The 14,689-nt window shown below is 53.7% G+C and carries 10 protein-coding genes and 2 tRNA genes; 11 read left to right on the plus strand and 1 reads right to left on the minus strand.

The features are described 5' to 3' along the window. Window positions 1-23 precede the first annotated feature (23 nt). From gltX to ACSYSS_RS01090, 10 genes are all read left to right on the plus strand, one after another. A complete protein-coding gene (gene gltX / locus ACSYSS_RS01045; RefSeq protein WP_491704310.1) occupies window positions 24-1,589 on the plus strand; it encodes a glutamate--tRNA ligase in 1,566 nt (521 codons plus the stop codon). Between the two features lie 517 nt (window positions 1,590-2,106). After that, on the plus strand, window positions 2,107-3,156 hold the full coding sequence (locus ACSYSS_RS01050; RefSeq protein ID WP_491703685.1) for a LacI family DNA-binding transcriptional regulator: 1,050 nt from the start codon (window positions 2,107-2,109) through the stop codon (window positions 3,154-3,156). 240 nt (window positions 3,157-3,396) lie between these two features. Then, complete coding sequence (locus tag ACSYSS_RS01055) at window positions 3,397-4,650, plus strand: ABC transporter substrate-binding protein (protein ID WP_491703686.1); 1,254 nt, start codon at window positions 3,397-3,399, stop codon at window positions 4,648-4,650. 42 nt (window positions 4,651-4,692) lie between these two features. Next, a complete protein-coding gene (locus ACSYSS_RS01060) occupies window positions 4,693-5,625 on the plus strand; it encodes a carbohydrate ABC transporter permease (protein WP_491703687.1) in 933 nt (310 codons plus the stop codon). After that, entirely contained in the window at window positions 5,622-6,455 is an 834-nt protein-coding gene (locus ACSYSS_RS01065; protein WP_491703688.1) for a carbohydrate ABC transporter permease, read from the plus strand. The genes ACSYSS_RS01060 and ACSYSS_RS01065 overlap by 4 nt, the downstream gene beginning before the upstream one ends. Window position 6,456: 1 nt before the next feature. After that, window positions 6,457-8,757 (plus strand): beta-galactosidase, encoded by a 2,301-nt coding sequence (locus ACSYSS_RS01070; protein ID WP_491703689.1) that lies wholly within the window; start codon window positions 6,457-6,459, stop codon window positions 8,755-8,757. Between the two features lie 99 nt (window positions 8,758-8,856). Beyond that, on the plus strand, window positions 8,857-10,170 hold the full coding sequence (locus ACSYSS_RS01075) for an arabinogalactan endo-1,4-beta-galactosidase (protein ID WP_491703690.1): 1,314 nt from the start codon (window positions 8,857-8,859) through the stop codon (window positions 10,168-10,170). A gap of 365 nt (window positions 10,171-10,535) precedes the next feature. Beyond that, window positions 10,536-10,608 (plus strand) — tRNA-Glu (locus ACSYSS_RS01080). 42 nt (window positions 10,609-10,650) lie between these two features. After that, window positions 10,651-10,722, plus strand: a tRNA-Gln gene (locus ACSYSS_RS01085). A gap of 205 nt (window positions 10,723-10,927) precedes the next feature. Further along, window positions 10,928-11,929, plus strand: coding sequence for a glycerophosphodiester phosphodiesterase family protein (locus ACSYSS_RS01090; RefSeq protein WP_491704311.1), 1,002 nt, complete (start codon window positions 10,928-10,930; stop codon window positions 11,927-11,929). Window positions 11,930-12,057: 128 nt separating this feature from the next. Here ACSYSS_RS01090 and ACSYSS_RS01095 read toward each other — a convergent pair whose 3' ends face one another. After that, window positions 12,058-13,095, minus strand: a complete 1,038-nt coding sequence (locus ACSYSS_RS01095) for a LacI family DNA-binding transcriptional regulator (RefSeq protein WP_491703691.1) — start codon at window positions 13,093-13,095, stop codon at window positions 12,058-12,060. A gap of 300 nt (window positions 13,096-13,395) precedes the next feature. Here ACSYSS_RS01095 and ACSYSS_RS01100 point away from each other — a divergent pair, with 300 nt between their 5' ends. Continuing rightward, window positions 13,396-14,676 (plus strand): ABC transporter substrate-binding protein, encoded by a 1,281-nt coding sequence (locus ACSYSS_RS01100; RefSeq protein ID WP_491703692.1) that lies wholly within the window; start codon window positions 13,396-13,398, stop codon window positions 14,674-14,676. Window positions 14,677-14,689: the final 13 nt, after the last annotated feature.

Genomic DNA, 14,689 nt, shown 5'->3' on the forward strand with positions numbered 1-14,689 from the left:
GGCACAATGGAGACATGACTGAAATGAGTAGTGAGAACACCGAAAAAAATGACACCAAGCCCGAACTGCCCAAGGATGTGCGAGTTCGGTTCTGCCCCTCGCCCACGGGCACCCCGCACGTGGGAATGGTGCGTACCGCGCTGTTCAACTGGGCTGAGGCGCGGCACACGCACGGCACGTTCGTCTTCCGCATCGAAGACACCGACAATGTGCGTGATACGGAGGAGAGCTACAACCAAATCCTCGAGGCGCTCGACTGGCTGGGCATCGACTGGGACGAGGGCATCAACGTGGGCGGTCCCGATGGTCCGTACAAGCAGTCGGAGCGCGGTGACATTTATAAGGACGTGGCTCAGAAGCTGCTCGATGCCGGTTATGCGTATGAGTCCTTCTCCACATCCGAAGAGATTGCCGATCGTAACGTGAAGGCCGGTCGTCCCAAGGAATTCGGCTACGACGGCTATGACCGCAACCTGACCGAAGAGCAGAAGGCCGCCTTCCGTGCCGAGGGCCGCAAGCCCGCCTTGCGAGTGAAGATGCCCGACGAGGACATCGCCTTCGACGACCTCATTCGCGGCCGCATCGAGTTCAAGGCCGGCTCTGTGCCCGACTACGTCATCGTGCGCCCGAACGGCGACCCGCTTTACACGCTCACCAACCCGGTGGACGATGCGTTGATGCGGATCAATGTGGTGCTTCGCGGCGAGGATCTGCTGAGTTCCACGCCCCGCCAGGTGGTGCTCTACCGTTACCTTATCAAGCTTGGCATTGCCAAGCAGATGCCGCTCTTCGGCCACATGCCGTACGTCATGGGCAAGGGCAAGAAGAAGCTCTCCAAGCGCGACCCGGAGTCGAACCTGTTCCTGCACCGCGAGAACGGCTTCATTCCCGAGGGTCTGCTCAATTACCTAGCGCTGCTTGGCTGGTCTATCGGCCCCGATCGCGACGTGTTTTCCATGGATGAGATGGTTCAGAAGTTCGACATCCGCGACGTGAAGGCCAACCCAGCCCATTTCGACATCGACAAGGCCACCGCCATCAACGCCGAGCACATCCGTATGCTCGATCCGCAGGACTTCATCAGCCGTTCCGTGCCGTATTTGCACCGCGATGGCGTCGTCTCGGCGGATTCCTGGGACGCGCTCACCGATGACGAGCGCCGCATCCTCGCCGCCGCTGCACCGCTGGTGCAGTCCCGCGTGCGTCTTCTTGGTGAGGTCTCCGGCATGGTCGGCAGCCTGCTGAGCCGCGCCGAATACATTGCTCCAGAGGACGATGCCAAGAAGCAGATTAAAAAGCAGCTCAAGGACGGTTCCGCCGCCGACGTGCTCGCCAAGGCCATCGAGACGCTTGAAGGTGTGGACGAGGCCGCTGGCGAATGGAAGGCCGAGTCGCTGCACAATCTGCTTGACAAGGCGCTTGTGGAGGAGGGCGGCTACAAGCCGCGTCTGGCGTACGGCCCGGTGCGCGTGGCCCTTTCTGGCCGTCGTGTCTCTCCGCCGCTCTTCGAATCTATGGAGATCATCGGTAAGGATCTGACCATTGCGCGTCTGAAGGGTCTCAAGGAGCATTTGGACGAGCTTGAATAGCTGAAAATTTGCCCTTGAGTTTTAGGTAGGGATTTTTTCTCGGTACAATGAGATTTGTGTTTTCGGGAATGGCGGAATTCCGCCATTCCCATTTTTGTTATCAAAGGATTGCTCAAAATCTTCCTACCTAAATAAAAGTCAGGATTCAACTTCGACATGCTACCTTGCATGCGGTGCGACACTTTTTTCAGTGAATCATTGAGACCGGAATTATGAATGGCCATTACCGCCATTCATGAGTGTGATTGTAACGTTTGCTTTGAGAAAAGTTCCCTCTGAACGAAACTATGTATCGTGGCGTGGCTCATGTAGTGCATTTGGCCGACTGCAAAGGCTGCCAAGCGTCGTTGCACAACCATCACAGTGACTGCGGCTGACACTGTGATGTCAACCGCAGTCCATCGCCTTTCCTCTTTGTTATGGTGTATTCTTCTTTATTCGAACCCATCGATGGTTGTATGCGGTCGTAATCTAAAATGAAAGCAGTTCACTAAGGAAGCGGAGGAGTGTAGTCGAAATGGGTGCTAGAAGACAACGCGTGACTCTCCGTGAAGTGGCATCGGCTGCAGGGGTGTCGCTCAAAACGGCATCCAATGTGATTAACAACAGCGGCCGTATGACTGATGAAACCAGAGAACGGGTCAGACATACGGTGCAGGACCTTGGCTACCAGGTCAATGTTGCTGCGCGCAATCTCAATCGAGGTCATACGGGGTTTATCACGCTTGCAGTCCCCTCGCTTACTCCACCTTATCTTGCCGAGCTGGCGAACTGTGTCATTGCGGAGGCACGTAGGCGGCATTATTCCGTGTATGTTGTCACCTATGACGAGGCGTCGGGGACAAGCATATGGGATGTGATTCGTGATTTTAACGTCACCGTTTCGGATGGGATGATTCTTTCATTGGGTGAAGTGGGGCCAATGAAGCCGCAGGATTTGGATGTGGATTTCCCCCTAGTGGCGGTGGGGGCCAGGGACACGTGGGGCAAGGTCGATCATGTTTCGATCGATGATGTGGATGCTGCGGCTCGTGCTGCGGATTTTCTTCTCGATCGGGGTAGCAAAGACATTGCGGTGGTAGGTGTTCGTGATTCATATGACGAGATGAAGCTGCGCAAGGCCACGGAGCGTAATGCCGATCTTCGTCTGCGTGGCATCATTGAGGAATGCGATCGTCATGGATATGCGTTGGATGGCCGACGTATAGGCGTCACCTATCAGGATTGGACGATTGGATCAGGTGCCAGGACGACGAAGCGTCTGCTCGAATCGGGGATTCATTTCGATGGTTTAGTGGCGCTCAACGATCAGCTCGCCACGGGCGCATTGTTTGAATTGCAGCTGTATGGCATGAATGTTCCCAACGATGTGCAGGTCATAGGCTTTGACAACATCGAGGAATCCGCGTATCTGCAGACACCGTTGACGACAATGGATTCCTGCATTCCGTGGATAGCGAAGACCGCTGTAAGTCGCATCATCAAGCGGATTGGTGGCGATACCGTGGCGCCTGCGCATTTGATGACGCAATCGCGGGTCATAGCCCGTGCCACGACCAGAGCCTAGGATCCTGTATTGAGCCGATTGGTGTGTTGATTCGACGTTACGGATGATGATGCCAAATGCGGCATATAGCCCTATTGCTGGTTTGAGAAACGCTGTGCCTGGTCAATAGATTGACAGATAGGTACAGCGGAGTATCATAACGTTTACAATTGCTCTACAGGTGTATCAATTGCAAGAAATAAGGTTCTGACGTTGTAGATGTCAGGCAGGAAGGACTGAAGGATTACAATGAAGTGTTCAATGAAGAAAAGTGCAAAGGTGATTGTGGCCTTTGCTGCTGCGGTTGCTATGCTGTCCCCATTCGCAGCCTGTGGGTCCTCCAAGAAGGATGACGCCGGTGAGATTACGTTCTTTGCCAACAACACTCAGCAGACCTATCAAAAGGTCATCGACGGCTTCCAGAAGGCGAATCCCGGTCTCAAAATCAAATTCAGCACTACCAGCGGTGCCCAGGCTGGATATCAGCAGACCTTGCAGACCCGCATCTCCGGCGGTCAGCTTGCGGATGTCTTCGTGGCCCCGCCCGAACAACTCAACGATCTGGTGAAGAACAAGAGCGTCAAGGATCTCACCGGTGAGTCGTTCATGAAGGTCATAGGCGATACCAACAAGTCGCAGTATTCCGTGGATGGCAAGGTCTATGCCATGTCCGTTTCGGCCTGGTGCAACGCCTTTGCCTATAACAAGGACTTGCTTGCCAAGGCTGGTTATAAGGAAATTCCCGCTACTTGGGACGAATTCCTAACGATGCTCAAAGACCTCAAGGCTGCAGGCGTGGCCAAGCCCTATCTTGAGCCCAAGTCCGGGCTTGGAGCCCCCGTTGAAGCTTGGATCGGCAATGATTCGAAGAAGTCGAGCAAATCCATTGATCAGCAGATCTCCGATGGTTCCACCACGTTCAAGAAGACGTATGGCAAGTATTATGCCCAATGGGACAAGTTGATCACTTCCGGTGTGATGGGTTCCGAGGTTTCGGGCTTGGGTGATGACCAGGTGCGTAGTGAGTTCTCTTCGGGTCGTCTTGCAGTCATGCCTTCCGGATATTGGGATGTGAACACGTTCAAGCAGGCCAAGATCAACTTCGGGTTCGGCCGTATCCCCATGCTGCATGAAGGTGATACTCCGTTTGCGCCGGGTTCTGCCGATTCTGGCTATGCCATCAATGCAAAACTCACCGGCAAGAAGCTTGAGAACGCTGAAAAGTTCCTGACTTATCTTTCTTCCAAAGACGGCCTGCAGGCAGTGCAGGGTGGTCTCGGCCTCATTCCTTCAACCAAGAACTACACACCCAAGATCGATGAGACATTCTCCGAGCCGTACGACATGTATATTAAGTCCGGCAACGTGTATCTGAATTCGTTGGGCTGGCCTGCCTCCGGTCGTTCCGTGCTGCGTGCCGAGACCTATGCGCAGTTGCAGCAGGTCGCATCCGGCGCGCAGACCACCGATCAGGCGGCTGAGAACCTCGATGCCAAGATTGCGACGCTGAAGTAGCAATACCGCCCAGCAGTGTGGTCACGTTAGGAAAGGATAGCCATGGAATCGTTGTCTGACGTTGAGGTAAGGCACAGTAAGGAGCGTCGGCACCGCAACTTCTTGGAGAATATGACTTCGTTCGAATTTCTTCTCCCGGTCCTTGCAGTGTTCGTTGTCATCGTGCTTGTGCCGTTTGCGCAGAGCATCGTCTACAGTTTCACCGATTATTCGGGTTACGACTTCTCCTCAGCCAAGTTTGTGGGTTGGGGCAACTATAAGACGGTGTTCACCGATCAGACGCTGCTTGCCGGCCTCGGGTTCACGCTGTTCTACACCATTGTGACCACAGTGCTGATTACGGCGCTCGCTTTGCCTCTGGCAGTGGTGCTCAATCGCAAGTTCTTCGGTCGGAACTTCGCCCGGTCCATGTTCTTCTTCTTCTCGGTGCCGTCGATGGCGGTATTGGGGCTGGTCTGGCAGTATATCGTCTCTCCGTTGGATTCCGGTGCGCTCAATCGTCTGCTTTCCGTATTCGGCGCTGCCCCGGTGCCGTGGCTCTCCAACGCAAACCTTGCGCGGGCTTGCGTCATCGTCATCGCCGTATGGTCGCAGGTGGGCTGGCATGCCACGCTGTATCTGGCATATCTGCAAGGTATACCAACGGATATGTATGAGCAGGCATCGGTGGACGGCGCCAACCCACGCCAGCAGTTCATCCACATCACCATGCCGCAGATGGTTCCGGCCATCAGTATCAGTGTGTTCATGCTGCTCACCGGAGGCCTCAAGGTCTACGATCTTCCGTTCACCCTATCTGGCGGCGGTCCTGGCCATGCCACCTACACAGTCACCCAGTCGATTATTGCCACAGGCATCGGTTCCAGCAGATATGGACTGGGTTCGGCGCTCGGTGTGATTTTCTTCCTGTGCTGCTTGGTACTGGTGCTGTTGCAACAGGTGGTCACCACCCAAATTGGAAAGAGGCTGTCATGAGCATGCAAATGAGAAAGCGTTTGGGCTCTGCCACCAGGTCGATTGTGATGATTGTGATCACGCTGATCTGTGCATTGCCGTTGTACGTCATTGTCGTCAATACGTTCAAATCCTCCGGTGAAATGATGGCTAATCCCTTCGGATTGCCGAAGAGTCTGTCGTTCGCCAACTATCAGTATGCCTGGGAGAATCTTCCGCTGCTCTCATCCTTCAAGAACACACTGATCGTCACTGTGGTCGGTGTGGGTCTGGAAGTGTTCTTCGGTTCGCTTGCGGCATATGGCATGATTCTCAAAAAGAGCAAGTTCACCGCGGCCATCGGTGTGTTTTTGATGCTTTCGTTCATCATTCCCGGTCAGACGTTGCTCATTCCCCAGTACAAGATGGAAGCCCAGCTTGGATTGGTTGACACGCTCCTGGGCCTTATTGTGCTCTACACCAGTGGCGCCACATTTAGCTATTTCCTCATCGTGCAATACATGGCGAGTCTGCCCATGGAAGTGTTCGAGGCGGCACGTCTGGATGGTGCCAGCCCCTTGAGGATTTATTGGACGATTGTGCTTCCGCTGATTCGCCCGATTCTCATCACTGTCGTCGTTTTCCAGACCATGTCCACATGGAATGATTTCATGACGCCGAATATCTATATCTCTTCGGTCGATAAGCAGACCATCGTACTCCAGGTCTTCAATGCCATGGGGCAGTTCACTACGAACTGGCCGCTGTTCATGTGTGTGACGACCATAGCTCTTATTCCTGTACTCGTCTTCTTCCTGTTCTGCCAAAAGTGGATTGTCTCCGGTTTGGTGGCTGGGTCAGTGAAAGGCTGATATGCAATCGCTTGATTTAACTGGTTTCAAAGCCGAGCAGGCAGCTCCGTTCCCGATTGTGAATGGCGATTGGGCGAGCGGCCCTGATGGCGGGACCATCGATTTCACGAATTATTACATGACCGTTTCAGGTAAGCCATACTATGGTGTGTGCGGCGAATGCCACTATTCCCGACTCGATCCCTCCAGATGGGATGAGCAGCTGGCTAAAATCGCTTCAGGCGGAGTGAACGTGGTGTCGACCTACGTGTTTTGGAACCATCATGAGGAACGCGAAGGCATATGGGATTTCACGGGGCGCCGTAATTTGCGTCGTTTCGTCCAGCTCTGCAAGCGGCATGGTCTCAAGGTCATCGTCCGCATCGGCCCGTTCGACCATGGTGAGGTGCGCAATGGCGGCATGCCCGATTGGCTGTATGGAAAGCCGTACGAGGTGCGTTCGTGCGATCAGGGTTTTCTCGATCAGGTGCGTGATCTGTACCATCACATTGCCCAGCAACTTGACGGATTGTATTTCAAGGATGGTGGGCCCATCATTGCCGTCCAACTCGACAATGAGTACATGCATTCTTCCGCGCCGTGGGCCATCACGGAGGGAACCACCGCCGAGTGGATGCCTGGCGGACATGACGGACAGAAGTATCTGGATGCCTTGCGCTCCATAGCCGAGGACGAGGGTATTTCGGCTCCCTTTTATACCGCTACAGGTTGGGGCAATTCGCCTGTGCCCGATGACGTGCTCCCGCTTTGGGGTGGCTATGCCTATCGTCCGTGGCTGTTCTACGGGGGAAGGGGCGAGCATCCAGTCACGGACGAATACATCTATAGGAACTATCACGCCGACGACTGCCCGCGCGGTGAGGAATTCTCCCCTTCGTATGCACCGCACGTCAAGCCCTATGCTTGTTGCGAGTTGGGCGGTGGCATGTTCAATTCGTATAATTACCGCTTCTCGCTGCCGCTCAAGTCGGTGGATGCCATGGCGAATGTGAAGATGGGTTCGGGCTGCAACGTGCTTGGATACTATATGTACCAAGGTGGATCGAATCCAATCGGCGACGGTGTGTATCTCAACGAGGGTGAGACACCGAAAATCTCCTATGATTTTCAGGCGGCTCTTGGCGAGTTCGGGCAGATGCGCGAATCCTATAGGCGTTTGAAGGTGCTGCATTATTTCTCTGCTGCCTTTGGCGATGACTTCACGCCGTTCGGGGTGGCCCTGCCTCCGCATCAGGCGGCCATCGATCCCTCTGATGTCTCGACACTGCGTTGGAGCGTGAGGACCGACGGTGTCCGAGGGTTCGTGTTCATCAATAATTTCCAGGACCATATGGCCTTGCGCGACCAGCATGGTCAATCCATCGAGATCAAGCTTTCGGACGGTTCCGGCGTTCGGTTTGATGGCCTGGGCCTTGCTGCAGGGGAGAACTGCATTCTTCCGTTCAATATGGACATGGACGGGGTGCTGCTCAAAGCGGCCACTGTCCAGCCGGTCACGGTGTTGCAACGGCCTGGTGCCTCTTACCGCACGTTTGTGTTCATGCGTCCTGAAGGCATGGATGATTGTTGGATGGAATTTGCGGATGGCTCGGTGCGCCATATATCTGCTGAGTCGAGTTTTGAGCATTTCAATCGGACTTCGAAGCTCGGCAAGGTGGAGATCGTCATAATGAGCAGGGCGTTGGCCGATTCTATGACGCAGGTGAATGGGGAAGCGTTGGTGTTCGCCCATTCCAATCCAACGCAGACGGACGTTGGGGTGCGCATGGATGACATTTCACTGTCCGGCGACGCTCCTGCGGCCTATGTCAATTGCGGGATGGTGGCAGTGGAGTCCACGGGCAACGAAATAGGCCTCACGACGTATCCTGAGGGTTTTGTCGATCGGCAGAGCGTTGTGTATCCGCAGGCGCATCTTGATGCTGTTGTGACGAAGATGTCGAGCACTCGATATTGCATCGATCTGCCTGACGATTGCTTCGATCATGAAGGTGTGAAGGATGTGCGTCTCAAGATTCGCTATCAGGGGGATGTGGGCTGGCTTTGGGTCGGCTCCACACTGATTGACGACAACTTCGTCAATGGCGATACTTGGGAGGTCGGGCTCAAGGAATACGTCGCATTGCTGCATGACAACCGAAACAGGCTCGTGCTGACCATAAGCCCGATACGTAAGGGGGCGAGCGTGCAGGTCGACTCCGCAATGGCGGCTCGTATGGAAAGTTCGGAGAGCGAAATGGCTGCGTTGTATAGTGTCGATGTCCAACCTGTGTATGAGGCTGATTTCAAAATCGCGCAGTAGGCCTGATGCACGGTTGATTGTTGTTCTCGTTGCACACAATTGCGCGTGCAACGAGAATGGGGCACAGTATGGGTGTCCTTCGTCAAAGGAGGAATGACGATGTCAATGAGGAATGTGCCGCGGACGATTATTGCAGCATGCGCTGCCATGGTGTTGATGGCTTGTGGCGGAGGCGTGGCGGCTGCCGATGATGAGGGTCCAGAGCACTCCGGCGTTGCGGTCGAGAGGATTGATGGACTCGATGATGATTTCATCTCGGGAATGGATGTCTCGTCCATGCTGTCGTTGGAGGAGAGTGGCGTCACCTTCAAAGACCGTGATGGCAATGTTCGCGATCTGTTCGATCTTCTGAAGAGCTCCGGGGTGAACTACATTCGGCTGCGGGTCTGGAACGATCCATTCAATGCCTCAGGGCAGGGATATGGCGGCGGGAACGTGGATATCGCTCGAGCCGCCATCATGGGCAAAAGGGCCACTGATGCCGGTATGAAGGTCATGATTGACTTTCAATATTCGGATTTTTGGACCGACCCTGGCAAACAACAGGCTCCGAAGGCATGGAAAGGGCTGAATGGCGATGCAGACAAGACGGCGGATGCTGTGTATCAGTACACCAAGGACAGCCTTGGCCTTCTCAAACAGGATGGTGTTGATGTCGGCATGGTGCAGGTTGGCAATGAAATCAATGGAAACGTTGCGGGTGTCAGCGGATGGCCTGGCGTTTCGAAAGTGCTGAATGCAGGAAGCCGCGCTGTTCGTGAGAGCGAGATGGGTGCGAAAGTCGTTTTGCATTTTGCCAATCCCGAACGAGAGGGTCTGTATGCATGGTTTGCTCAGCAGCTCGACAAATACCATGTTGATTATGATGTTTTTGCAAGTTCCTACTATCCCTATTGGCATGGCAGCACGGCTAATCTGACTGCGGTGTTGAAGCAGGTTGCCGCGATGTACAAGAAGGATGTCATGGTCGCCGAAACGTCTTGGCTGTACACTTTTGATGAAGGTGACGGTCACCCTAATTCCGTGTCCTCGCAGACTGCCGGTGCTGATCTTGCCAAGTACCCCATCAGCCCGCAGGGGCAGGCCGATGCTGTGCGCGATGTCGCTTCGGCGGTTCATAACGTGGGCGACAACGATGGCGATGGGCACGATGATGGGCTGGGACTGTTTTACTGGGAGCCGGCATGGGTTCCGGTGGGGATTGGCGGAAAATCGAATCCAGATCTCGTGCAGAAGTGGAACCAATTCGGAAGTGGTTGGGCGAGCGAGGCCTCTGGGGAATACGACCCCGATGATGCTGGAAAGTATTGGGGAGGTACGGCGGTGGACAATCAAACGTTGTTCGATTTTGATGGGCGAGCATTGCCTTCATTGCCGATTTTCTCATATCTCCATACTGGCTCAAGGCTATGAATGAAATGCATCCGTGGCTCGAGCTTGTGTGGCCTCGGAATGGTCAGAGAACGGTTTTCAATTTTAAGTAGGGAGATTTTCTGGGCAAAACGAGGTTTGTGATTTTGAGAATGGCGGAATTCCGCCATTCTCGTTTTGCTATCAAAGGATTCCAGAACAATCTCCCTATGTAAAGCAGGAGGATAATGTTTTGTCGACGTTGCTGTCTCTGATTAGTTTTGTTTGTCTCTAGAATGTACTTGCTGAACGAAGAATGGGCCTGAGATGGGGTGAAAACCGCTCTTCGACACGCCGCCTTGCATGCAGGGCTGCGTTTTCATATACTGATTATCTGTTGCCTTTAATGAGGCAACAGATAATTGAATGCCCCCGTCGTCTAGCGGTCTAGGACTACGCCCTCTCACGGCGCCAACACCGGTCCAAATCCGGTCGGGGGTACGAAGTGCTATAGTGTGTAACAGCACTACGGTGCGAGTCAATTGGGGTATGGTGTAATTGGCAACACGGGTGATTCTGGTTCATCTGTTCTTGGTTCGAGTCCAGGTACCCCAGCGAAAATGATTGAGACCGCGGATTTTCGTGGCTTTTATATTTCTGATCCGATGTCGGAGATTGCATATGCTCGTGTTCGCTATCATCTTGTGCTTTGGTTCCGTCAGTGTTGCATTCGCATTGTAATGTTGAAGAGAAACTAGTGGTGTGTCCAAGCGCCAGGAGGTATCTTATAGTGAAGGTTCGGAACTTGGCAAAGCGCTCGATGGTGCTCGCGACGGTTGGCGCGGGTGCGGCCTTGTGGGCAATGATGCCCCGTAATGTGGAACATCGAAGAATTGCTCGCGCCTGTGATGTGCCGGATGTGTTTTACGCGCATCGCGGTCTGCACGATGCCGGCTCAGGGCTGACGAAGGGATATGAACGGACCAGTGGCGAGTATGTGGCTTTAGTCCGCTCCATGGCAGCAAAAGCGGGCTACGGATCCGCTGACAGCCCACGGCCGATTGCTCCGGAGAACTCGATGGCCGCCTTCGCCGCCGCTTGCGAGGCTGGCTATGGCATTGAGCTTGACATCCAGCTCACCAAAGACGGGCAAGTGGTTGTGGTTCATGATGCTGGTCTCAAGCGCGTGGCCGGCGACCCGCGTCTTGTTGAAGACCTCACATATGAAGAGTTGACTCATATTCCGCTGTTCCCAGCACCGGCGAAGCCTGGTGATTCGAAGGTCAAGGTCAATGCCGACGCTGCCGGTCAGGGCGGCGACTTCCAGCATGTGCCGTTGTTTTCAGACGTGCTGAATCTGGTGGCAGGCCGTGTGCCCATCATTGTGGAATATAAGATAAACCACAAGGATTGGTGGACGTATGAGGAGGAGCTCATGTCCAAGGGTGATGAGTTGCTCAGAGCCTATAGTGGCCCTTACGTCATTGAGTCGTTCAATCCGCTGGTGCTTTGTTGGTACAGGCAGCACAGACCTGAGGTCTGCCGCGGCCAGCTGGCTGCTGGTAGCGATTTCAAGACCCAGTTGAAGAAGCATAAGCTGATACCGTGGATGAGCGGCGAACTGCTCCTCAACTTCATCGGCCGCCCGGATTTCATTGCCTACGATTGGCATACCGGTTCCAAACTGCCTGTCGCCATTGTCCGAAAGTCCGGTGCGATTCCTGTGGCTTGGACCGTTCGCAGCGCTGACGAACTGACGAAGGCTGAGCCTATGTTCACGCGTCATATCTTTGAATCGTTCCTGCCGCCGGCTCAGTGGTGACTGAGAGCTGTTCCACCGGTGGCGGCGAGCGGCGTCCCGTGTATACGATTCTGCACAGCCAGTTGGCGATGTTTCTGGAGTCTCCACCTCAATACGGGGCAACAGCACGCTCATCGCATGCGTTGAAACTAAATCAGTGGTTTCGTTGTGCTGCCGCGTGGTATCAGTGTGGTTTTAAAGAGTATGGACGGGTCGTCGATTTCGGTTCCGTTCATGAGGGCGATGAGACGTTGAGCTGCCATGCGTGCCATGCTGACAGGGTCTTGGCGGATTGTGGTGAGGTTTGCCAGCTCGGCACGGTCGTCGTCGTCGAAACCGATGATTGAGATATCTTCAGGCACGTGCACTCCTAATGATTCAAGGCTTTTCATGAGTGCAATGGCCGCCTCGTCCGTTTCGACGCACAGTGCGGTCGGATGGGTGGGTGAGGATACGATTCGTCCTGCAACTTCTGCTGTGGCGGTTTCAAACGTCATTGTCCGCGTCGTCGGATTTCTATCAGCCTCGAATAGAACGATGTCTTTATTGGCGTACCCTAGCTCTTTAGTGGCGGTTTTGAAATACGATTCCCGCAGCTCTGAGTTTGAGGGAAACAGGTTCGGATGTGGGTGCTGCACATACCCGATCGTCTTGTGACCAAGACCTTTGAGGAATCTGACCGCGGTGAGCATCGAATACTCATTGTCTACGGATACGCTGGCGTCGAGAAGCTCGGAATTCATGGCATCAAGTCCGACTGTGGGTATGCCAAATGAGTCGAGGCTGATGTCAGCATAGTCGTCGAACTTGATTGATGTAATGATTAATCCGTCCATATTGCGTTTGTTGGTCGGTAAGTTTGCGAGGAAGGTATGCAGGTCGTTCTCGGTCCGCACAATGTTAGGAATTGGGTCATAACCTTGGTTGACCAGCACCTCGTACGCTCCCTCCAGGCAGTTGGCGCTGAACCAGGTGTTGAGTGGGGTGCCCAGCAGGATGGTGACTCTCATCGTCTTTCCAGTTGCGAGCGATGAGGCGTTCCTGGAAAGTGTGAAATTGAGCATCTGCGCCGTTTCGATGACTTTGAGCCTCGTTTTGGTTTTGACTTTGCCAACACCTCGTAACGCTCGTGATGCGGTGGCGTCTGATACGCCTGCGCTAAGTGCGACATCGTGAAGTGTTGTCATTCAAACTCCCTGATATTAATCGGCCTTGTTTGTGAACCCGAATATACTCATAACCAAGTCAAAGAAAGCGCTTGCGTTCCATATATAGCATTTTATCGCAAAAATAAACGTTAAAAAATGTGCGTGTTTCCTATTGATGCGATTTTTTAAAATAAAACACGCCGATTTTGTGTTTAAAAATGCAAGCGCTATCATTCAGAATAAGAAAGTAACCGATGCTTGATTAGTTCTTTGCGTATTGAAGTGTCACTGCGGCGCTAAATTACGTGGAATATTGAAGATGTAACAAGGAGGTAGTCAATGAAGAGAAAAGGGAAAGCGCTTGCTAAACGTGTTATCTGTTTTCTTTCGGCCATTGCCATGGGATTGGGTCTGGCGGCGTGCGGAGGCAGCTCTGCACAGCGGCCGGTGACGTTGCAATTCTGGAGCTTCCAAACAGGCTCTGAGGCTGAGTACCTTGATAAGGCGGTCAAGAAGTACAATGCCGAGCATAAGGATGTGTTCATCGATCACAAAGTGGTGAACCAGAGCGATTACAGCACCACTGCAATTACCATCGCATTCGCCAATGGTGATTCGCCGGATATCTTTTACGTTGAGCCCGCTACATTCACCAAGTTTGCTGGAGCAGGCATGCTTGCAGATCTGGATTCCTATTACAGTCCGGCGCTCACCAAGGACATTCTGCCGTCGATGATTGATTCGGTGACATATGGAGGTAAAAAGCTCGCCCTTCCGTTCGAAATGGACTTGCTGGGTCTGTATTACGACAAGGATGTGCTGGCCAAGTCCGGAATCGAGCCGCCCAGCACATGGTCTGAACTCAGCCAGGATGCCAAGAAGTTGACGACGGATAAGCAATATGGTTTGGTGCTTCCCGTTGAAAAATCAGGTTACACGCTGTATGATTTTTGGCCGTTTATGTGGATGCAGCATGCCAGTGTGACGGATAGATCAGGAAAAGTCACGGTGGACACCCCTCAGATGGCGAAGGCCCTTGATTTTTGGGGCTCGTTCTTCAAAGACAGAACCGCTCCAGGGTCGTTGCAGATAGGCCCATGGGACAGCAGCAGCCTTGCGACCCATACCTCCGCCATGCAGGTTTCAGGCTCGTTTGCCATCAACGATCTGGAGAGCAAATACAGCAATATCAATATCGGTGTCGTTCCCCTTCCTTCTCCCGACGGCAAGAACCACATCACGGTTTCCGGCGGGCAGAAACTTGCGGTCAGCTCGAAGTCCAAGCACATCAAGCAGGCCGCTGACTTCATCTTCAGTTTGTACGGCAACCCGAAGAACGAGGACTTTGCATCGGCTTGGGTGACAAAAGCCAAATTCGCCTACCCAGCGCGTAGGTCGATCATCCGCAGGAACTCCAAGCTGTACAACAAGGGCCTGAGGGCCACGTTTACGAAGATGTATAGCACTTCACGGCCTGAAGTCAGTCTTCCCGCCGATGTCACCGATGCGATGGGCGATGCCTTGCAGGGCGTCATGTTCGGTGGAGAGTCGGGCAAGACGGCCGCATCCAAGGCGCAGACGGCAATAGAAAAATCGGTAGGCGACAGGATTCAACAATGAGAATGCATGTAGT

The sequence above is a fragment of the Bifidobacterium sp. ESL1118 genome, from assembly GCF_058505595.1.